The organism is Microvirga sp. 2TAF3 (assembly GCF_052114965.1).
GTDB lineage: Bacteria > Pseudomonadota > Alphaproteobacteria > Rhizobiales > Beijerinckiaceae > Microvirga.
The window spans coordinates 325,499-344,555 of sequence record NZ_JBFRFT010000001.1; the positions used below are offsets into that span (position 1 = coordinate 325,499).

16 protein-coding genes are annotated in these 19,057 nt (G+C 64.6%); 12 read left to right on the forward strand and 4 right to left on the reverse strand.

From position 1 onward, the window contains the following. Position 1: 1 nt before the first annotated feature. Positions 2-751: a bifunctional demethylmenaquinone methyltransferase/2-methoxy-6-polyprenyl-1,4-benzoquinol methylase UbiE gene (ubiE, locus tag AB4Y97_RS01475; RefSeq protein ID WP_441997216.1), complete on the reverse strand. Its 750-nt coding sequence runs from the start codon at positions 749-751 to the stop codon at positions 2-4. Between the two features lie 125 nt (positions 752-876). Between ubiE and mutM the strand changes: the two genes are divergently transcribed. The 7 genes from mutM to dnaN all read left to right on the forward strand — a co-directional run bounded on the left by mutM (position 877) and on the right by dnaN (position 8,628). Continuing rightward, positions 877-1,758, forward strand: a complete 882-nt coding sequence (gene mutM, locus AB4Y97_RS01480) for a bifunctional DNA-formamidopyrimidine glycosylase/DNA-(apurinic or apyrimidinic site) lyase (protein ID WP_441997217.1) — start codon at positions 877-879, stop codon at positions 1,756-1,758. Between the two features lie 211 nt (positions 1,759-1,969). Further along, entirely contained in the window at positions 1,970-2,764 is a 795-nt protein-coding gene (locus tag AB4Y97_RS01485; protein ID WP_441997218.1) for a DUF2189 domain-containing protein, read from the forward strand. A 297-nt stretch (positions 2,765-3,061) separates the two neighbouring features. Beyond that, positions 3,062-3,835 (forward strand): enoyl-CoA hydratase, encoded by a 774-nt coding sequence (locus AB4Y97_RS01490; protein WP_441997219.1) that lies wholly within the window; start codon positions 3,062-3,064, stop codon positions 3,833-3,835. Between the two features lie 12 nt (positions 3,836-3,847). After that, entirely contained in the window at positions 3,848-4,630 is a 783-nt protein-coding gene (locus tag AB4Y97_RS01495; RefSeq protein ID WP_441997403.1) for a TSUP family transporter, read from the forward strand. A 171-nt stretch (positions 4,631-4,801) separates the two neighbouring features. Continuing rightward, positions 4,802-5,068 (forward strand): 30S ribosomal protein S20, encoded by a 267-nt coding sequence (gene rpsT, locus AB4Y97_RS01500; protein ID WP_441997220.1) that lies wholly within the window; start codon positions 4,802-4,804, stop codon positions 5,066-5,068. A 777-nt stretch (positions 5,069-5,845) separates the two neighbouring features. Next, complete coding sequence (gene dnaA / locus AB4Y97_RS01505; RefSeq protein WP_441997221.1) at positions 5,846-7,357, forward strand: chromosomal replication initiator protein DnaA; 1,512 nt, start codon at positions 5,846-5,848, stop codon at positions 7,355-7,357. A gap of 152 nt (positions 7,358-7,509) precedes the next feature. Further along, positions 7,510-8,628: a DNA polymerase III subunit beta gene (gene dnaN / locus AB4Y97_RS01510; protein ID WP_441997222.1), complete on the forward strand. Its 1,119-nt coding sequence runs from the start codon at positions 7,510-7,512 to the stop codon at positions 8,626-8,628. A 158-nt stretch (positions 8,629-8,786) separates the two neighbouring features. Here dnaN and AB4Y97_RS01515 read toward each other — a convergent pair whose 3' ends face one another. Further along, on the reverse strand, positions 8,787-9,170 hold the full coding sequence (locus tag AB4Y97_RS01515) for an antibiotic biosynthesis monooxygenase family protein (protein ID WP_441997223.1): 384 nt from the start codon (positions 9,168-9,170) through the stop codon (positions 8,787-8,789). 159 nt (positions 9,171-9,329) lie between these two features. Between AB4Y97_RS01515 and recF the strand changes: the two genes are divergently transcribed. The 5 genes from recF (at position 9,330) to gyrB (ending at position 15,024) form a co-directional block, all read left to right on the forward strand. Beyond that, complete coding sequence (recF, locus tag AB4Y97_RS01520) at positions 9,330-10,487, forward strand: DNA replication/repair protein RecF (RefSeq protein ID WP_441997224.1); 1,158 nt, start codon at positions 9,330-9,332, stop codon at positions 10,485-10,487. Then, a complete protein-coding gene (locus tag AB4Y97_RS01525) occupies positions 10,484-11,257 on the forward strand; it encodes a CPBP family glutamic-type intramembrane protease (RefSeq protein WP_441997225.1) in 774 nt (257 codons plus the stop codon). The genes recF and AB4Y97_RS01525 overlap by 4 nt, the downstream gene beginning before the upstream one ends. Before the next feature lie 100 nt (positions 11,258-11,357). Beyond that, the gene (locus AB4Y97_RS01530) at positions 11,358-11,681 is read left to right on the forward strand and encodes a DHCW motif cupin fold protein (protein ID WP_441997226.1); all 324 of its coding nucleotides are present in this window, start codon (positions 11,358-11,360) and stop codon (positions 11,679-11,681) included. A 25-nt stretch (positions 11,682-11,706) separates the two neighbouring features. Beyond that, entirely contained in the window at positions 11,707-12,321 is a 615-nt protein-coding gene (locus AB4Y97_RS01535; RefSeq protein ID WP_441997227.1) for a LysE family translocator, read from the forward strand. Positions 12,322-12,597: 276 nt separating this feature from the next. Continuing rightward, complete coding sequence (gene gyrB, locus AB4Y97_RS01540) at positions 12,598-15,024, forward strand: DNA topoisomerase (ATP-hydrolyzing) subunit B (RefSeq protein WP_441997228.1); 2,427 nt, start codon at positions 12,598-12,600, stop codon at positions 15,022-15,024. A gap of 145 nt (positions 15,025-15,169) precedes the next feature. Here gyrB and AB4Y97_RS01545 read toward each other — a convergent pair whose 3' ends face one another. Next, on the reverse strand, positions 15,170-15,820 hold the full coding sequence (locus tag AB4Y97_RS01545) for a dienelactone hydrolase family protein (RefSeq protein WP_441997229.1): 651 nt from the start codon (positions 15,818-15,820) through the stop codon (positions 15,170-15,172). A gap of 195 nt (positions 15,821-16,015) precedes the next feature. Beyond that, entirely contained in the window at positions 16,016-18,901 is a 2,886-nt protein-coding gene (locus tag AB4Y97_RS01550) for an AMP-binding protein (RefSeq protein ID WP_441997230.1), read from the reverse strand. Between the last annotated feature and the right edge of the window lie 156 nt (positions 18,902-19,057).

The window sequence follows — 19,057 nt, forward strand, 5'->3', positions numbered from 1 at the left end:
GTCAGATCTTCCAGCCGGAATGAATGTTGACAACGCCCGCCGTCAGGGGCCGGTGCGTCACCCGCCTGAAGCCGGCCTCCTCGATCATCCGCGCGAAGGCGGCGGGGGTGGGGAAACGGCGGATCGACTCGACGAGGTATTGATAAGATTCGGAATCCCCCGTCACCATCTGCCCGAGCCTCGGGATGACGTTGAAGGAATAGGCGTCGTAAATCTTGTCGAGGACCGGCACGTCCACCTTGGAGAATTCCAGGCACAGGAAGCGCCCGCCGGGCTTGAGCACCCGGTACGCCTCGCGCAGGGCGGCATCGATGCGCGGCACGTTTCTGATGCCGAAGGCGATGGTGTAGGCGTCGAAACTCTTCGATTCGAGCGGCAGTTCCTCCGCATTGGCCTCCACGAAGTCGATGCGCCCGTCATAGGCATGGCCCGCCCGTTCGCGCCCCACTTTCAGCATCTCGCCATTGATGTCGAGCACGGTGACATGGGTCTGCGGGCCGCCCGCGTCCAAGATGCGGAAGGCCACGTCGCCCGTGCCGCCGGCCACGTCGAGATGCCGGAAGGGACGCTCCCGGGGCGGGCGCAGCATGGCGACCAGGGTGTTCTTCCACAGGCGGTGGAGCCCCGCCGACATGAGGTCGTTCATGAGATCGTAGCGACCCGCCACCGAGTGGAAGACCTCGTTGACGCGGCCCTGCTTCTCGGCGAGCGGCACGGATTGAAACCCGAAATGGGTCTTCTCGTCGGTCATGATCTCAAACCTCTCGTCGCCCAGATCTCTTGTCGTCCAAATCTCCAGGCACCCTTGCCGCGATCCATAGCGGAAGCGGACCCGGAAGGCTATGTAATGGGACCCTTGAACCGAAGAGATGGTTGATGCCCGAACTTCCCGAAGTCGAAACCGTCCGCCGGGGCCTCGAGCCCGCCATGGTGGGAGCGCGCTTCACGAAGGTTAAGCAGCGCCGGCCCGATCTGCGCTTTCCGTTTCCGGAGCGCTTCGCCGCACGGTTGGAGGGACAGGAAATCACCGCCCTCGGCCGCCGGGCCAAATATCTCCTGGCCGACCTGTCGTCAGGCGAGGTGCTGGTGATGCATCTGGGCATGTCGGGGCGCTTTCTCGTGACCCAGGGCGGCAGAAGCGTCGCGCCGGGGGAGTTTCACCATGAACATGGGGCTTCAGGTGCCCATGACCATGTAATCTTCGGCCTCTCGAACGGAGCGACCGTCACCTATAACGACACGCGCCGCTTCGGTTTCATGGATCTGGTGCCTCGTCCCGAAATCGAGACCTGCCGCCATTTCAAGGAGATGGGGATCGAGCCCCTCGGCAACGAACTCTCGGGGGAAACCATCGCGCGGCTTTTCGCCAGCAGGCGCACGCCCCTCAAAGCCGCCCTCCTTGATCAGCGACTTATCGCGGGGCTGGGCAATATCTATGTCTGCGAAGCCCTGTTCCGCACCGGCCTGCATCCGGAAGCGGCGGCGGGCTCCCTCGCGACGGCGAAAGGGAAACCGACGGCCAAGGCGCACCGGCTGGCCGGAATCATCCGCGATGTGCTGAACGAGGCCGTCGAGGCGGGAGGGTCCACCTTGCGCGACCATGCGCAGGTCGACGGATCACTCGGCTATTTCCAGCATGCCTTCCGGGTCTACGACCGGGAGGGGGAGCCTTGCGTCACCTCGGGCTGCACCGGCACCGTCGCCCGCCTCGTGCAATCGGGGCGCTCGACCTTCTACTGCCCGAAATGCCAGCGTTAACAGGGAGCCGCCCGGTCACTTCGGGTCGCATCGCTTGCGATTTCGAGAAAATACCCGTCTCCCCGGAGACAGATTCCCTCCCGGCGAGTACACTTCTCTTGTCGATATGCAGGTTGCGGCTCCGCGTTGTCAGCGGCCTCCTGGGGGCAAAGGCCCATTGCATCACGTCGGCGCCGTGACCCCTTGAACAGAGGTTCGGGAGGTTTAGGCCATGGCGAAACTACACGCGATCCCCGGCGCAGGCTCGGCGGAGGACAATCCCGTCGTGCGGACCATCGGCGTTGCCGATCTCAAGGCAGCGCTTGCCCGCGGGATCGACGACTTCTCGGCGATGCCGACCCATGCCTTCTTCATCGCGCTCATCTATCCGGTTCTCGGCCTTTTCCTGGCCGCCGCCATCTTCGGCAACAATGTGCTGCCGCTGCTCTTTCCCCTCATGGCGGGCTTTGCCCTGATCGGCCCTTTCGCCGCCGTCGGCCTCTACGAACTCAGCCGCCGCCGCGAACGCGGCGAGGATTTCAGCTGGGCGCGGGCCTCGCAGGTTCTACGCTCGCCCTCCATCGGGTCCATCGCCGCGCTGGGCATATTTCTCCTCGTCATCTTCCTGTTGTGGCTCGCCACGGCGCAGGCGCTCTATCATATGGTCTTCGGCGCCTACACGCCCACATCGGTCACCGGATTCCTGCATGAGGTCTTCACGACCCGGCAGGGTTGGACGCTGATCCTCCTCGGCAATGCCATCGGCCTCGTCTTCAGCGCCATCGTGCTTTCCATCAGCGTGGTGTCCTTCCCCATGCTGCTCGACCGCAACGTGAGCGCCGCCACCGCAGTCCAGACCTCGCTTCAGGCGGTGAGCGCCAATCCGGGAACCATGGCGCTGTGGGGATTGATCGTCGCGGCCGCTCTGATCGTCGGCTTCATTCCGATGTTCTTCGGCCTTGCGGTGGTGCTCCCGATCCTCGGGCACGCCACCTGGCATCTGTATCGGCGGCTGGTGGGTCCTTGAGCCCACCACATGGCAACCGGCCGCGCTGTGTTTCCCGGCATCGGAAGACACAGCGCGGCCGCTCCCCCGAAAGTTTCACTTCGATTTTTCTTGCCTGCCCTGATCCCCTCGCCTACCGGTGAGCCTCCACTCGCGCATCGTGCGGAAAAGTGGACCCGGTTTTTCGCTGACGCGGACCTTCGGTTCGCATGGAACGATGCGCTCATCCATGAGGGAGCATCGGATCAATCCCAAAAGTGGATTCCACTTTTGAGTCCGATGCTCTAGAGCCTGATCATGCTCCAGGGAGGCGACGGCATGGGTTATGAAACGATCATCGTCGAGACGCGCGGCAAGGTGGGACTGATCACCCTCAACCGTCCCCAGGCGCTGAATGCTCTCAACGCAACGCTGCTTGCGGAAGTGAACCAGGCCCTCGACGCTTTCGAGGCGGATCCCGGCATCGGCTGCATCGTCATCACCGGCTCGGAAAAGGCTTTCGCGGCCGGCGCCGATATCAAGGAGATGGCGAGCCTGTCCTATCCGCAGATCTATGCCGACGACCAGTTCAGCGGCTGGGACCGGGTGGCGAACCGGCGCAAGCCGATGATCGCCGCGGTCGCGGGCTTCGCGCTCGGCGGCGGCTGCGAATTCGCCATGATGTGCGACTTCATCATCGCGGCGGAGAACGCCAAGTTCGGCCAGCCCGAAATCAAGCTCGGCGTCATGCCCGGCATGGGCGGCACCCAGCGCCTGACCCGCCTCATCGGCAAGGCCAAGGCCATGGAGATGTGCCTCACGGGCCGCATGATGGGAGCCGAGGAGGCCGAGCGCTCCGGGCTCGTGGCCCGCGTCGTGCCCACGGCAGAGTTGCTCAATGAGGCGCTCAAGACCGCCGAGACCATCGCTTCCATGTCCCAGCCCATCGTCATGATGACGAAGGAAAGCATCAACCGCGCCGACGAGACGACGCTCAGCGAGGGCATCCGCTTCGAGCGCCGCGTCTTCCACGCCATGTTCGCCACCGCCGACCAGAAGGAAGGCATGGCCGCCTTCGTCGAAAAGCGCGCGCCCCAGTTCAAAGACCGCTGAATCGTGGGCGATATGGGGTTCGATATGATGGCGGCGCTCGCCGCCATCTCGCTTTTGGCCGGGTTCGTCGATTCCATCGCCGGAGGCGGCGGGCTCCTGACCGTGCCCGCCCTGCTGCTCGCCGGGCTCGATCCGGCTCAGGCGATTGCGACGAACAAGGTGCAGGGCACCTTCGCCGCCGCGTCCGCCACCTATACTTTCGGTCGCAAGGGACTGATCGACTGGCGGTCGGCCTGGCGCTTCGCCCTCGTCGCCTTCGCCAGCGGCGTCACCGGCGCGCTCTGCGTGCGGTTTCTGCCGAAATTCGTCCTCGACGTGCTGATCCCGGTGCTTCTGATCGCCATTGCCCTCTTCTTCGCCCTTTCGCCCAAGGTGAAGAACGAGGATGTCCATGCCCGGATGACGGCGCTCACCTTCGGCCTGACCGCGCCGGTGGCGGTGGGCTTCTATGACGGCATTTTCGGCCCCGGCGCGGGCTCCTTCTATATGCTCGCCTTCGTCACCCTCCTCGGCTACGGAATCGTGCGGGCGAGCGCCCATACGAAGCTGCTCAATCTCTCGAGCAATCTCGGCAGCCTGGCGCTCTATGCGGCAACGGGGGCCGTGGTCTGGCCGGTCGGGCTCGTGATGGCCGGGGCCTCCCTCATCGGGGCCCAGATCGGCGCGCGGCTCGCCATGCGCCACGGTACGACGATCATCCGCCCGCTCCTGGTCGTGGTGTCGAGTCTCATGGCCTTGAAGCTGCTTCTCGATCCGGCAAATCCTTGGCGCCACGCCCTCGAAGCGCTTTTTTGACGCGCAAACGCCCAGCAGCGTTGACGTTCGACCCTCTCACGGCTATAAGCCGCCTCACATGAGCCCGCGCGATCCGCGGGCTCTTCGGTTTCCATGCAATCACCCGATCGCCGCCGGAGCTCTCGATGAGACCGGCTTGCCGCATCGGATTTTAGAGAACGAGGTTAGGCCATGGCCAACACCGTGTCGGCCAAGAAGATGACCCGCAAGATCGCGAAGCGCACCGCGGTCAACCGCACGCGCCGCAGCCGTATGCGGACCTTCATCCGTAAGGTCGAGGAGGCGATCGCCTCCGGCAACCAGAACGAGGCCGCTGCCGCGCTCCGCGCCGCTGAGCCCGAGATGATGCGCGCTGCCCAGAAGGGCATCCTGCACAAGAACACCGCTTCGCGGAAAGTGTCCCGTCTCGCGCACCGCATCCAGACGCTGAGCGCCTGAACACAGCCCCATCGCTGTCTTCCAGGACAAGATTCAAAACCCGGCCCGGTGCCGGGTTTTTTCATGCCCAGATCCGACCTTTGAATGCCCTATTTTATCCACATTGCCCCTTGACTCGCCTGCCCTTTCGCCGGGTGACTTGCCGGCGTCACTGACTTGAAATTGCACATGAAAGTGCAAGTATAATCAAAAGCTTAGCAGGCAAAGGTTCATGAGGCATTGGAATCGATCAGCGATTCCGACCGAATCACTCTTGAATCAAGGTTGCGGAAAACTCTTTTTCGCAGGCTGCCGCCAAGCTGTGTTGGAACTGTGAATCAATTGGAGAGTCAGGACTTTATGGCCTCGCTTGAAAAGCTGTGGACGAGGTTGTGGACCCTTTGTTCCCCTATCAGGCTCTCCTCCATCGACTCGTCCATATTGCTCCCCTCCCCCCCCCTGTGTAAGGTCGATCCTACTTCGACGGCCCGCCGCGAAGTCATCCACTCAAGGATCAAGGTATAAAGCTCATCGACGGGGAGAGCGCTTTGTTTCATTCTTCAAGAAGCAAGAGAAAGCTCATCGCCTTGTCCGAGCTGCACTTGGGAAAGCTCGAGCGGATAAAACGAGAATGATCGATCGTGATCGTCTCGACTTAAATACAGAACGATAATCTTTTGTAGAATTGGGGCGCCAGGTTTCCAAAGAACTTGGCGGATGTCTGTCTCTTGCGTTGAGGGCAGACCATGGCGTGGGGGCTCTCTGCTTTTGAAAAGAGGGTCTCGTGGAGGGATTTTGATGTATCGCAGCGATGATCAGCGCACCTATGCGGCTCCGAACGAGAGTGGCGCCGAGGTATCGGGTGAGCCGTCGGCAACGGACGTCTGGATGCGGGTCAAGCGCCGTCTCCGGGCGGAGCTGGGCGAGGATATCTTCGCCAGCTGGTTCGGCCGCCTCGAACTCGACACGGTGATCGACCGCTGCGCCTATCTCACGGTGCCGACACGCTTCCTGAAGAGCTGGATCGAATCCCATTACACGGACCGGGTGCTGGCGCTCTACCGCGCCGAGACCAACGATGTGGAGCGCGTCATGATCGGCGTCCGCTCCAGCATGGGCCGCGAGTCGGTGCCCCTGCGCCGCGCCAGCGAGGCACCCCGTCCGAGCGCGGGCCCCGGCGCGGCCCCGAACCCGGCCGGCGCAAACGTCGCCGTCGAAGCCAAGCCCATCACCATCTCCCAGCCGGAGGAACGGGGCGACGCCACCGATCTCGGCGGCGCACCGCTCGATACGCGCCTCACCTTCGACAGCTTCATCGTCGGGCGTTCCAATGCGCTGGCCCACGCGGCCGCGGACCGGGTCGCCCATGCCCAGAACGGGCAGGCGATCTACAATCCGCTCTACCTCCATGCGGGGGTCGGCCTCGGCAAGACGCATCTTCTTCATGCCATCGGGCATGAGGTGCGGGCGCAGGGCCGCCGGGTCATCTATCTCACCGCCGACCGCTTCATGTACGGCTTCGTCGCGTCCTTGAAGGCGCAGACTTCACTCGCCTTCAAGGAGCGCCTTCGAGGCATCGACCTGCTCATTCTCGACGACGTGCAGTTCATCCAGGGCAAGCAGATCCAGCAGGAATTCGGCCATACCCTGAACGCCCTCATTGATGCGGGCCGCCAGATCGTGGTGGCCGCGGACCGTCCTCCGGCGGATCTGGAGAGCCTCGACGAGCGCGTGCGCTCGCGCCTTGCCGGCGGCCTCGTGGTCGAGGTCGGCGCATTGGACGAAGCGCTTCGCGCCTCGATCCTCACCACCCGCATCGACGCCCTGAAATCCGTTCATCCGACCTTCGAGGTCGGCCCAAACGTCGTCGCCTATGTGGCCCGCGCGATTACGGCCAACGGCCGAGACCTGGAAGGCGCGGTGAACCGGCTTCTCGCCCATGCGACCCTGACCGGATCCGCCATCACGCTGGAGACCGCCGAGACCGCGATCCGCGATCTGGTGCGCAACCGCGAACCGAAACGGGTCAAGATCGAGGATATCCAGAAGCTGGTGGCCTCGCGCTACAACGTCTCCCGCTCGGACATCCTGTCCGAGCGCCGTACCGCCGCCGTGGTGCGGCCGCGCCAGATCGCCATGTATCTGTCGAAGGTGCTCACCTTGCGCTCCCTGCCGGAGATCGGCCGCCGCTTCGGCGGGCGCGATCACACCACCGTGCTCCATGCGGTGCGCAAGATCGAGAAGGCGCTCGGCGAGGACAATGTGCTCTCCGACGAGGTCGAGCTCCTCAAGCGCATGCTTCAGGAATAGGTCCTGATTCGGCGGCAAATCGGCGGGTTGTTGGGGAAAGCTGGGCCGGATCTTGCTTTTGACGGCAACCTTCGCCAATCTTGCTGCCCCTCGTGATCCATCCAAGTGCCGGATGGCCGGCCAATAATTCCAACGAGAACGGGTGTTGGGCTATGAGAGTTACTGTTGAACGAGCCGCTCTTCTGAAGGCGCTCGGGCATGTGCACCGCGTCGTCGAGCGCCGCAACACCATTCCGATCCTCTCCAACGTTCTTCTGCGCGCCGAGGACGGAACCTTGCGCCTCAAGGCGACCGACCTCGATATCGAGGTGACGGAGACGATCCCCGCCGACATCACGGATGCGGGTTCGACCACAGTGCCCGCCTACATGATCTACGACATCGTCCGCAAACTGCCGGACGGCGCCCAGGTCTCGCTCGAAATGACGGGCGACACGGGACAGATGCAGATCCGCTCCGGCCGCTCGCGCTTCATGCTGCAGGCTCTGCCGGAAAGCGACTTCCCGGATCTCGCCGCCGGCGACCTGCCGCACCGCTTCACGCTGACGGCGACCGATCTCAAGCGCCTGATCGAGAAGACGCAATTCGCCATCTCGACGGAAGAGACGCGCTACTACCTCAACGGCATCTATCTCCACACCATCGACGTATCCGGCACGACCATGCTGCGCGCCGTGGCGACGGACGGGCACCGGCTCGCCCGCGTCGAGCTGCCGGCCCCCCAGGGTTCCGAGGGTATGCCCGGCGTGATCATTCCGCGAAAAGCCGTGGCCGAGATCGTCAAGCTCGTCGAGGACGGCAGCGAATCCGTGGTGATCGAGCTCTCCTCCGCCAAGGTGCGCCTGACCTTCGACGGTGTGGTGCTGACCTCCAAGCTGATCGACGGCACCTTCCCCGACTACCAGCGCGTCATTCCCGCCGGAAACGACAAGCTGCTCACGGTGGAGCGGGCCGATTTCGCGAAGGCGGTGGACCGCGTCTCGACCATTTCATCCGAGCGCGGCCGCGCCGTGAAGCTTGCGCTCAACGATGGGCGTCTGACGCTTACCGTCAACAATCCGGATTCGGGCAGCGCGACGGAAGAGATCGAGGTCGATTACGATGCCGCGCCGATCGATATCGGCTTCAACGCCCGCTACCTCCTCGACATCACCGCCCAGCTCGACGGCGACACGGCCCTGTTCAAGCTCGCCGATCCCGGCTCGCCGACCGTGGTGCAGGACCGCGAGGGCGCATCCGCGCTCTACGTTCTGATGCCGATGCGGGTCTAGAGCATCGTGCGCAAAAGTGGCCCCGGTTTTGCGGCCACACGATGCTCTCACCAAAAGAGAAAGCATCGGATGATCCTAAAAGTGGAAGCCACTTTTAGGTCCGAGGCTTTAGCGTCTCGTACGGAAAAGTAGACCCACTTTTCCATACCGACGATGCTCTAGGGCCGGGGCTTTTCGTCTGTCGTCATGACGGGGCCGTCCAAGGACGGCTCCAAAAGATCGGTCGGAACCTGGACCCGGGCCGTCATGCCATAGTCGCGTGAAACCTCTGCGACCCGCAGGCGATACTGCTCGAAGATTTCCGCTCGCCCACGCGCCTGCGCCAGGCGGTGCTCGGTCTGCAGCCGCCACGCTTTCACGGCCGCCTCGTCGCGCCAGAACGACAGCGACAGGATTTTTCCCGGTTGGGTCAGGCTGACGAATCTCTCGATCGAGATGAAGCCGTCGATCTCGTCGAGAAGCGGGCGCAGCGACGCGGCGATCGCGAGATAATCGTCGCGATGCCCCTCGCGCGGTTCGACTTCGAAAATCACGGCGATCATGGCGGCCTCCAGAACGGACTCGATTCCGTCTCGGATCTTTTTTCACGGCAGATCCGTCCTGTCGCGGGCGAACGGTTCGGCGGCCACCGAAATATCGCCCGGCATTCCGGCAGCGCTTGATCTTTCCCCTTCGCTTCGGGAAAAGGGACTGAGATCATCATGTCCTCAGCTCCCTTCGCCACCTCCCTCATCACGCACCTGATGCTTCAGGATTTCCGCACCTATGCGAGCCTGGATCTTGCCGTGTCGCGCCCGCTCGTGGCGCTGGTGGGCGAAAACGGAGCGGGCAAGACCAATGTGCTGGAGGCGATCTCCCTGTTCATGCCGGGGCGGGGCCTGAGGCGGGCGGAACTCCCGGACATGGCGCGCCAGGGCGGACCCGGTTCCTTCGCCGTCTCCGTCACCCTGGACACCCCTTACGGCGAGCACCGCCTCGGCACCGGGCTCGAGCGCCCGAACGAGGATTCCCGTGTCTCCCGGATCTGCCGCATCGACGGCATGCCGGCCTCGTCCCCGGCCGCCTTTGCCGAGCATCTGCGCATCGTCTGGCTGACCCCGGATCTCGACGCCCTGTTTCGCGGGCCCGCCGGCGACCGGCGTCGTTTTCTCGACCGCTTCGTTCTGGCGGTGGATGCCGAGCACGGCGCAAGGGTGAATGCGCTGGAGCGCGCCTTGCGCTCCCGCAACCGGGTGCTTGAGGACAATCCCGACGACCGGCTCTGGCTCGACGCCCTGGAGCGCGAGGTGGCGGAACTCGCCATCGCCGTGGCGGCGGCGCGCCGGGAGACCGTGGAGCGACTGGCGGCGCTGATCCTCGCCACCCGCGACGATTCCTCGCCCTTTCCCTTCGCAACCCTGACCCTGGAGGGCGAAATCGACGCCCTCGTGGCCCATCAGCCCGCCGTCGATGCGGAGGACCGCTACCGCGCCATCTTGCGCGACTCCCGCGCCCGCGACCGGGCGGCGGGGCGTACCCTCATCGGCCCCCAGGCGACGGACCTTCTGGTGCGGCACGGTCCAAAGGACATTCCGGCCAACATGGCGTCCACGGGCGAGCAGAAGGCGCTGCTCATCGGCCTCGTCCTCGCCCATGCGCGGCTCGTGGGCAGCATGAGCGGGATCGCGCCCTTCATCCTCCTCGACGAGGTTGCCGCCCATCTCGATCCCAAGCGCCGCGCCGGCTTGTTCGAGACCCTGGAAACCTTGGGTGGGCAGGTCTGGATGACCGGGGCGGATCCGGGGCTTTTCGCCGAGCTTGAGGGCCGGGCCGACCTGTTGCAGGTCGTGCCGGGCAATGTGCACCACCAGAGCCCATGACGACTTTCGCAAAGCCTTTCCTCGCCTTCGGCGCCCTCGGGCTTCTCGGCGTCCTCTCCCTGATCCCGAGCCTTGCCCCCGCCATCGCGCAGCTTCGCCGCTTGCCCGAGGCTCCGGCCCTCTCGGAGACGGCCCTGATGGCGCTCCTGCTGCTGCAGCCGAGCGCCCTGACGCTGATCGCGGTTGCAGGCGGCGTGGCGCTCGCGGAGCGGGCGGGGCTGACCTCGCTGATTCTCAAACGGCTGCGCGGAGAGGTTTTGCCCCCGGCCAAGGGCCGCTGGGCCTCGACCCTGTCCCTTGCCGCGATCGGCGGGATCCTGGCGGCTGCCATCGATCTCATCCTGCGCAAGCTGTTTCCCGCTTCTTTTACGGGCCTCCCGCGCCTCGACGAAGTCTCCACGGCCGGACGCCTGACGGCCCTCCTTTACGGCGGCATCACCGAGGAGCTGCTAATGCGCTTCGGGCTGATGACGCTGCTGCTCCGGCTCGGGATGCGCCTGACCGGCGGGCGCAGGCCCGTGGTCCTTGTCTGGACCGCGATCACGCTCGCCGCGCTCGCCTTCGCCGCCGGTCATCTCCCGGCCCTGATGGGAGCGGTGAGCGCCGATGGGGTTCTGATCCTGCGCACCCTCGGCCTCAATGGGGCCCTGGGCCTCCTCTACGGCTGGCTTTACGCGCATCGCTCCCTCGAACACGCCATGCTGGCGCATGCCGCCACTCATGTCGTATTCTGGGTCGCGACGCCGTTTCTCGTCACTCTCGGCCTGTAACCTCGAATGCCGCCCTCTCTCTTTGCGGAGCTTGGAAAGCGGGTTCCCATCTCTCATGATGACCCGATCATGCCGCCTTCGCAGGAGCCCGCTTTTGAAAATGTCAGGCATCCCTTTCGGGACAACGGACTGGTCCTCGGTCGAACCAACGGTCCATCCGGGTGAAGAGGGTCACGCCACTTGGCGAACCCGGCAATTCAATGACATCCGCGTGCGACTGGTCGAGTACTCGCCCGGCTATCTGGCGGATCATTGGTGCAGCAAAGGGCACATTCTTTTCGTTCTCGATGGCGAACTGGTGACAGAACTCAAGGATGGCCGGGTCTTTACGCTGACGGCAGGCCAGAGCTATCAGGTTGCCGATCAGGAAGAGCCGCACCGGTCGATCTCGGCGAAAGGCGCGAAGCTTTTCATCGTCGACTGAACCCCGTGATCGAAAGTGACGTCCCATGGATCTCGCCGGACTTCTCGTCTTCTCGACCGCCCTCTTCATCGCGGCGGCCTCGCCGGGGCCGGGCATTGCCGCCATCGTGGCGCGGGTTCTCGGACGGGGCGCGAAGGGCGCCCTGGCCTTCAGCTTCGGCATCGCGGTCGGAGACGTGGTCTGGCTGACGCTTGCCGTCGTGGGCCTTGCGGCCCTGGCGCAGGCCTTTCACGAGGTGTTTCTGGTCGTGAAATGGGCCGGCGCGGCCTATCTGCTCTATATCGCCTACAGGCTCTGGACGGCTCCCGCTGCGGCGCAGGAGATGGATACGGAAGTGTCCTTCGAGAATCCGCTCCAGCTCTTCTTCGGGGGCGTGGCGGTGACCATGGGCAACCCGAAGCCGATGGTGTTCTATCTCGCGCTGTTGCCGACCATTCTCGACCTGACCAAGGTCACGGCGCTGGGCTATGCGGAGCTGGTGGCGGCGACCTTCGCCGTGCTCGGCGTGGTCTTCGCGATCTATATCGGTCTCGCCTCCCGCGCCCGGCGGCTATTCACGAGCGCGAGGGCCATCAAGATCCTGAACCGGACCACGGGAGCGGTGATGGCGGGAGCGGCGGCGGCGATTGCAGCGCGTTAGCCCCGTGAAAGGCTGAAACTGCCCATCCGGTCCTCCCTGGCTTCCTCAACGAGCTTGGCCGTTGTTGCAGCGCCGGGAAGGACAAAATCGGGCCCCTGCCCTCAAAGCGCCACCCTGGCCCTTCAACAGGGACTTTTCCGGCAATTTTGCCCCCTTTATCCACGCGCGCGTATGCGCGTGGGGGTGAAATTTCAATCGGAAATGCCTAAATACTTGATCTAACGAATCAAACATCGAGCGCGCACCCGATTCCCGCCGCGCTCCGAAGGATCCTCAATGGCCGAACCCGCAATCAACGTGAATGCCGACGCCTATGGCGCGGACTCGATCAAGGTGCTCAAGGGCCTTGATGCGGTGCGCAAGCGGCCGGGCATGTATATCGGCGATACCGACGACGGCTCGGGCCTGCACCACATGGTCTACGAAGTGGTGGACAACGCCATCGACGAGGCGCTTGCCGGCCACGCCACCGAAGTCACCGTCACGCTCAATGCCGACGGCTCGGTGACGGTCACCGACAACGGCCGCGGCATCCCCACCGACATTCACCAGGGCGAAGGCATTTCGGCAGCCGAGGTCATCATGACCCAGCTGCACGCGGGCGGTAAGTTCGACCAGAATTCCTACAAGGTCTCCGGCGGTCTTCACGGCGTGGGCGTCTCGGTGGTGAACGCCCTGTCGAGCTGGCTGAAGCTGCGCATTTATCGCAACGGCAAGGCTCACGAGATCGAATTCCGCCACGGCGATGCGGTCGCTCCCCTTGCCGTGGTCGGCGACGCCGAAGGCAAGCGCGGCACGGAAGTGACCTTCCTCGCCTCGACCGAAACCTTCACCATGGTGGAATACGACTACGCCACCCTGGAGCACCGCCTGCGTGAGCTCGCCTTCCTGAATTCGGGCGTGCGCATCATCCTCACCGACAACCGCCATGCGGAGCGCAAGCGCGAGGAGCTGATGTACGAGGGCGGCGTCGAAGCCTTCGTGCGCTATATCGACCGCGCCAAGAGCCCGCTGATTCAGCAGCCCATCGTCATCCGCTCCGAAAAGGACGGGATCGGCGTCGAGGCCGCCCTGTGGTGGAACGACAGCTATCACGAGAACGTGCTCTGCTTCACCAACAACATCCCGCAGCGTGACGGCGGCACGCACCTCGCGGGCTTCCGCGCGGCCTTGACCCGTCAGGTCAACGGCTATGCGGAATCCTCCGGCCTGACGAAGAAGGAAAAGGTCTCGCTCACCGGCGACGATGCCCGCGAGGGCCTGACCGCCATCGTCTCCGTGAAGGTGCCGGACCCGAAATTCTCCTCGCAGACCAAGGACAAGCTGGTCTCGTCCGAAGTGCGCCCCGCCGTCGAGAACGTGCTCAACGAGGCCCTCAACAACTGGTTCGAAGAGCATCCGAACGAGGCCAAGACCGTGGTCGGCAAGGTGGTGGAAGCTGCCGCCGCCCGCGAGGCCGCCCGCAAGGCGCGCGAGCTCACCCGCCGGAAAGGCGCGCTCGACATCGCGTCGCTGCCCGGCAAGCTCGCCGATTGCCAGGAGCGCGACCCGTCGAAATGCGAATTGCTGCTCGTCGAGGGTGACTCGGCCGGCGGCTCCGCCAAGCAGGGCCGCGACCGCGCCTTCCAGGCCGTGCTGCCGCTGCGCGGAAAAATCCTCAACGTGGAGCGCGCGCGCTTCGACAAGATGCTGTCCAGCCAGGAAATCGGCACGCTGATCACCGCGCTCGGCACCGGTATCGGCCGCGAGGAATTCAACCCCGACAAGCTGCGCTATCACCGCATCATCATCATGACCGACGCGGACGTGGACGGCTCGCATATCCGCACCCTGCTGCTCACTTTCTTCTTCCGGCAGATGCCGGAGCTGATCGAGCGCGGGCATCTCTACATCGCCCAGCCGCCGCTCTACAAAGCGACCCGCGGCAAGCAGGCGATCTATCTCAAGGATGAACGCGCGCTTGAGGACTTCCTCATCGATGCGGGCATCGACAATGCCTCCTTACGCCTCGCCTCGGGCCTCGAATTCCAGGGCGAGCAGCTGAAAGGCCTGATCGACGAGGCGCGCCTCGTGCGGCAGGTCCTGGCGAGTCTGCATTCGCGCTACGACCGCAAGGCGGTGGAACAGGCGGCGATCGCCGGCGCGCTGCGCCCCGACGTGGTGGATGATCCCGAACGCGGCCCGGCGGCGGCGACCTATATCGCCCAGCGGCTCGACGCGATCTCGGATGAGATCGAGCGCGGCTGGACCGGCGAGGTCCGTGATGGCGGCTATGTCTTCTCCCGCACCCTGCGCGGCGTGAAGCAGGTTGCCGTGCTCGACCAGGCCCTCATTGCCAGCCAGGAGGCGAAGAAGCTCGACGAGCGCGCCAATTCCCTGCAGGACGTCTATGCCAAGCCCGCATTCCTCGTGCGCAAGGGCGACCAGATGCAGATCGACGGGCCGCTGACCCTGTTCACCTCGGTGCTCGCCGCCGGCCGCAAGGGCCTGCAGCTCCAGCGCTACAAAGGTCTCGGCGAAATGACCGCCCAGCAGCTCTGGGAAACCACTCTCGACCGCGACGTGCGCTCGCTCCTGCAGGTGAGGGTGAAGGATGTCACCGATGCCGACGACCTGTTCGTCAAGCTCATGGGCGACGTGGTGGAACCCCGCCGCGAGTTCATCCAGGAAAACGCACTCTCCGTGGCGAACCTGGACGTCTAGTCCAGCCCGTTTGATCAACCGCCCCGGATGACATCGAACCGGGTGAATGCAAAGAAGCCGGCGCAACGCACCGGAGCGCATCTTTCGCGCAAGGTGGCGCCGGCTTTTGAAAACGGAATCCGGCAAGGCGACGACGCGTCTTGAATCACGCCGGACTTTGAGCGAGATGTCGGGAGAACCATCCGCAGGCAGCCCTCACCACCGCATCCAATGTGCCCGGTTCCTCGAAGAGGTGCGTCGCGCCCGGAATGATCGTCAGGTCGGTCGGACAGCGCAGCTGTTGCTGGGCAGCCCGGTTGAGCTTCAGGACCTCGTGATCCTCGCCGCCGACGATCAGCAGGGTGGGGGCTCGGACCGAGCCGAGAGCCTCTCCCGCAAGATCGGGGCGTCCTCCGCGAGACACGACGGCTTGGACGTCCTCCGGCGCCATCGCAGCCGCCGCGAGGGCCGCGGCCGCGCCCGTGCTCGCGCCGAAGAGCCCGAGCGGATAATCCCGCAATGACGGCGCGTCCTTCGCCCAGCGGATCGCATCGAGAACCCGGCCTCCGAGAAGGGGAATATCGAAGACGTTGCGCCGGTCCTCCGCTTCGGCAGGGATCAGAAGGTCGAACAGAAGCGTGGCGAAGCCTGCCGCGTTGAGCTGCTCCGCGACGAAGACGTTGCGCGGGCTGTGCCGGCTCGAACCGCTCCCGTGGGCGAAGACGACCAACCCAGCCGCATGGGAGGGTGTCGTCACAGAACCTGGCAGTCTCGACGAGCCGACGAGAACGTCTCTGATGCGAACCGGATCGTCCATGGTCAAGCTCCTGTTGCCGGAATGCGGCCAGGGATGCCTTTTTGGGGAAAGTCTGACTCTGAAAGGACCGGCCTCCATTGAGGTTCGTCAATGCGGTCCGCCTTCATCATGTGACTGGAAGATTGGCGAGAGCATCATGCAAAGAAGTGGACCCTGGTTCTTCGCAACAACGACGCGTCGGAAGGACAGAGCGCTTCAGATCAGGTCGATGTGCTCGTGCGCCAGATCGGGCTCGCCAAGTTGCGAAAGGATCCTTGCGCGGGTTGCGTCGCGCAGGCGGATCGCCGCGGTAAAATCGTTCCCGGCCGGAGCGAGCGGTTCTCCGATGTGAACGAGGATCGTACCACGCCTGGGGAACCATTGCTCCGAGCGCAGGATCGAGCGGGTCCCGCGAATGACGACGGGGACGATGGGAATGCCCGCTTTGCAGGCGACCTCGAACGCGCCGAGATGAAAATCGAGCAGCCCCGGCATGCGGTTGAACGTGCCTTCCGGAAACCAGACGAGACGTTGACTGGTGCGGGCGGCCTCGAGAGCGCGCATCGTATCGGCGACCCCTCCCGCCGGATCCGCCCGGCGGACGAACACCGTCCCGAGACGGCGCAGGAAAAGGCCTGCAAAGACCTGCTCCTCAAGCTCCTGCTTCGCCACGAACGTAAGGCCGCCCGGACAGGCGACGGACAGGACCGCGCCGTCAAGATAGCTCGCATGGTTGGCGATGAGGATGGCCGGCCCATCGGGGATGGGGGCCAGTGTCTCGACCGAAACCGGGGTTCCGGTCAATCGGAAGAAAAGGCGGGCGCCGGCGCCGAGCGCAGCATATCGCCAGGAAAGGCGCGGGAGCAGAACAACCGCCGGCCATATGACCAGGGCCGTGACGGCCAGCAGGATCCACCACCACGCCCCATAGGCCCAACCGCCGAGCCTCCGCCGGGTGCGGCGCAGCCGCGGCGAGACGCTGGCGAGGACCAGCCGGGTCAACTGCCAGAATATGCCATAGGCTCCGCTGCGCATCCCGCCGGTTTCGTAGACCGCGCGCGCTGCCGAGCGCCGGAGCTTCCCGCTCGAGGTCTTGGGAACCGTATGCGGCGGCGTGAGCACCACATCGTCGGGAGGAAGATCGAGGATGGTTTGCGAGGCGTCGATGATGATGCGGCGCAGACGATCAAGCGCGGGCGGATCGGTCAGCCGGGTTTCGGCCATCACGATGAGGCGCTCGGTGCCGGTATGCGGGTCGGGGCTGGCGAAGACCGCGACGCATCCCCTGCGCACACCGTCGAGCCCGCCGATGAAATCCTCAAGCTCATGCGGATAGATGTTTCTCCCGGCACGCTTGATCATGTCCTTGATGCGGCCCGTGATGAAGATATCGCCGCCCGCGATATAGGCGCGGTCGCCGCTTTCGAGCCATTCTCCGTCGAAGAGCGCGCGCGTCTTGTCGGGATTATGGAAATACCTCGACGTCGCGGATGGGCCCTTGAACTGGAGGCGCCCTTCCTGCCGTTCGGGAAGTTCGCGCCCGGCCTCGTCGACGATACGGATCTGGTGCCCGGGCAATGGCTGCCCGCAGGCGACGAGTTCGAGGGCCGCCGCATCCCCGGGCGCGGCCGGGCGTGCCGCGCCGTCGTTCGTGAGGGCCCGGCGGCCGATTCTGTCCACGATAGGGGGCCGCCCCATCGGGGGAAACGCGAGCCCGACGGAGCTTTCGGCGAGACCGTAGACCGGCACCATCGCCTCGGCCCGCAGGCCGTATGGAGAGAACCGCTCCCGGAAGCGCCGGATCGTCTCCGGGCTCACGGGCTCGGCACCATTCATGACGGCCCTGAGAGACCCGAGATCCAGATGATCGAGCGCATCGCCGGTAGCTATCTTGAGGCACAACTCATACGCGAAGTTGGGAGCTGCCGTGATCGTCGCCCGGTGCCTGTGTATCGTCCAGAGCCAGCACATGGGATCGGCCAAAAACGAAAGCGGCGGCATGATGACCGCAAGCGCTCCATAATAGAGACAGCCGAGCCAGCAGCCGATCAGCCCCATATCGTGATAGAGAGGAAGCCAGCTGACCAGCACGTCGGCCGAGGAGGCGTTCAGGCCGGTCCCGACGGCTCGGATATTGGCCAGGAGATTTGCATGGGAAAGCACGACGCCTTTCGGGTCGCCCGTGCTCCCGGACGTGTACTGGATGAGTGCCGTCGTCTCGGCCGTTGCCGGTACCGGGGCCTTGAGAGGCTCCGTCCTGCCAAGGTCGCCGGCCGAGACGATGTGGCCGAGACTCGAGACGAGCCCATAAAGCAGCGCTGCGGCGAGGCGGATTTCCTCGTTCGTGATCAGAACGGATGCTTCCGCATTGCGAAGTATCCCCGCTTGCCTCCGCAAGTGCTCTTCCAGCGTCGCTCGCCGGAAGGGTGGATAGATCGGAACCGGAATCCCACCGGCGAAGAGAATGCCGAAGAAGCTGGCGAAGAACGACCTTTCGGTCGGCAGCATGATCCCGACGCGTTCACCCTGTCTCAGGCCGAGTTCTAGAAGACCGGCGGCGACGGCGCGCGCCTCACGATCCAGTTCCGCGTAGGTTATCGGCTCTTCCGAGACGTCGCTTTGCCGGAGACGCACATGGATCCGGTCCGGATGGGCACGGACATGAACTGCCAGAACCTCGATCAGGGTGGCGGCTTCGACGGGTTCCGTCACGGGCGGCCGAGGCGGGGCAGGAGCGCCGTCCGGCTGGAGGGCGGCTTCGGGGCGAGGGGCAGCCCGCATGATCGCGGCAACCAGGTCCGCCGGAGTGTTGGCTTCCCCGAGGAGATTGTCGGGCAATCGGACCTTGAAGGCCCTGTTCAGGCGAAGCAGTAATTCCGTCCGTGCCAGACTGTCCAGCGCGAGGTCGCGGTCGAGGCTGCTGTACAGCCTTGCGGCCCGTGTCGCAGCAAACGAAGGATGCACTTCGTCGACAAGTTGAGCGACGATGTCCAGGACTCGGGCAGCGACCGCTTCGTCGCGGGAGCCAGCCTCGGGCTTCGTCTCCGGTTTTCCGACCGGAGAACCTTCCGGGAGTGCTTCCTTCGACTCATTGCCGATCATGCGCGGCGGAACACGCGGTCGGCCAGCTTCATCCCCATCAGCATTACCTTCCAACGAAGAAACTATCATCGTGCGGATGCGCCCGGTTGATGATTGTCAAACCGTGGAGAGGGTTCGGCGGCTGTGCCGTATCGAGGAGAGGCGGAACGGGCACCG

Coding starts and splice junctions, on each gene's coding strand:
- ubiE (WP_441997216.1), bottom strand. CDS start 751: ATGACCGACGAGAAGACCCATTTCGGGTTTCAATCCGTGCCGCTCGCC.
- mutM (WP_441997217.1), top strand. CDS start 877: ATGCCCGAACTTCCCGAAGTCGAAACCGTCCGCCGGGGCCTCGAGCCC.
- AB4Y97_RS01485 (WP_441997218.1), top strand. CDS start 1,970: ATGGCGAAACTACACGCGATCCCCGGCGCAGGCTCGGCGGAGGACAAT.
- AB4Y97_RS01490 (WP_441997219.1), top strand. CDS start 3,062: ATGGGTTATGAAACGATCATCGTCGAGACGCGCGGCAAGGTGGGACTG.
- AB4Y97_RS01495 (WP_441997403.1), top strand. CDS start 3,848: ATGGGGTTCGATATGATGGCGGCGCTCGCCGCCATCTCGCTTTTGGCC.
- rpsT (WP_441997220.1), top strand. CDS start 4,802: ATGGCCAACACCGTGTCGGCCAAGAAGATGACCCGCAAGATCGCGAAG.
- dnaA (WP_441997221.1), top strand. CDS start 5,846: ATGTATCGCAGCGATGATCAGCGCACCTATGCGGCTCCGAACGAGAGT.
- dnaN (WP_441997222.1), top strand. CDS start 7,510: ATGAGAGTTACTGTTGAACGAGCCGCTCTTCTGAAGGCGCTCGGGCAT.
- AB4Y97_RS01515 (WP_441997223.1), bottom strand. CDS start 9,170: ATGATCGCCGTGATTTTCGAAGTCGAACCGCGCGAGGGGCATCGCGAC.
- recF (WP_441997224.1), top strand. CDS start 9,330: ATGTCCTCAGCTCCCTTCGCCACCTCCCTCATCACGCACCTGATGCTT.
- AB4Y97_RS01525 (WP_441997225.1), top strand. CDS start 10,484: ATGACGACTTTCGCAAAGCCTTTCCTCGCCTTCGGCGCCCTCGGGCTT.
- AB4Y97_RS01530 (WP_441997226.1), top strand. CDS start 11,358: ATGTCAGGCATCCCTTTCGGGACAACGGACTGGTCCTCGGTCGAACCA.
- AB4Y97_RS01535 (WP_441997227.1), top strand. CDS start 11,707: ATGGATCTCGCCGGACTTCTCGTCTTCTCGACCGCCCTCTTCATCGCG.
- gyrB (WP_441997228.1), top strand. CDS start 12,598: ATGGCCGAACCCGCAATCAACGTGAATGCCGACGCCTATGGCGCGGAC.
- AB4Y97_RS01545 (WP_441997229.1), bottom strand. CDS start 15,820: ATGGACGATCCGGTTCGCATCAGAGACGTTCTCGTCGGCTCGTCGAGA.
- AB4Y97_RS01550 (WP_441997230.1), bottom strand. CDS start 18,901: ATGATCGGCAATGAGTCGAAGGAAGCACTCCCGGAAGGTTCTCCGGTC.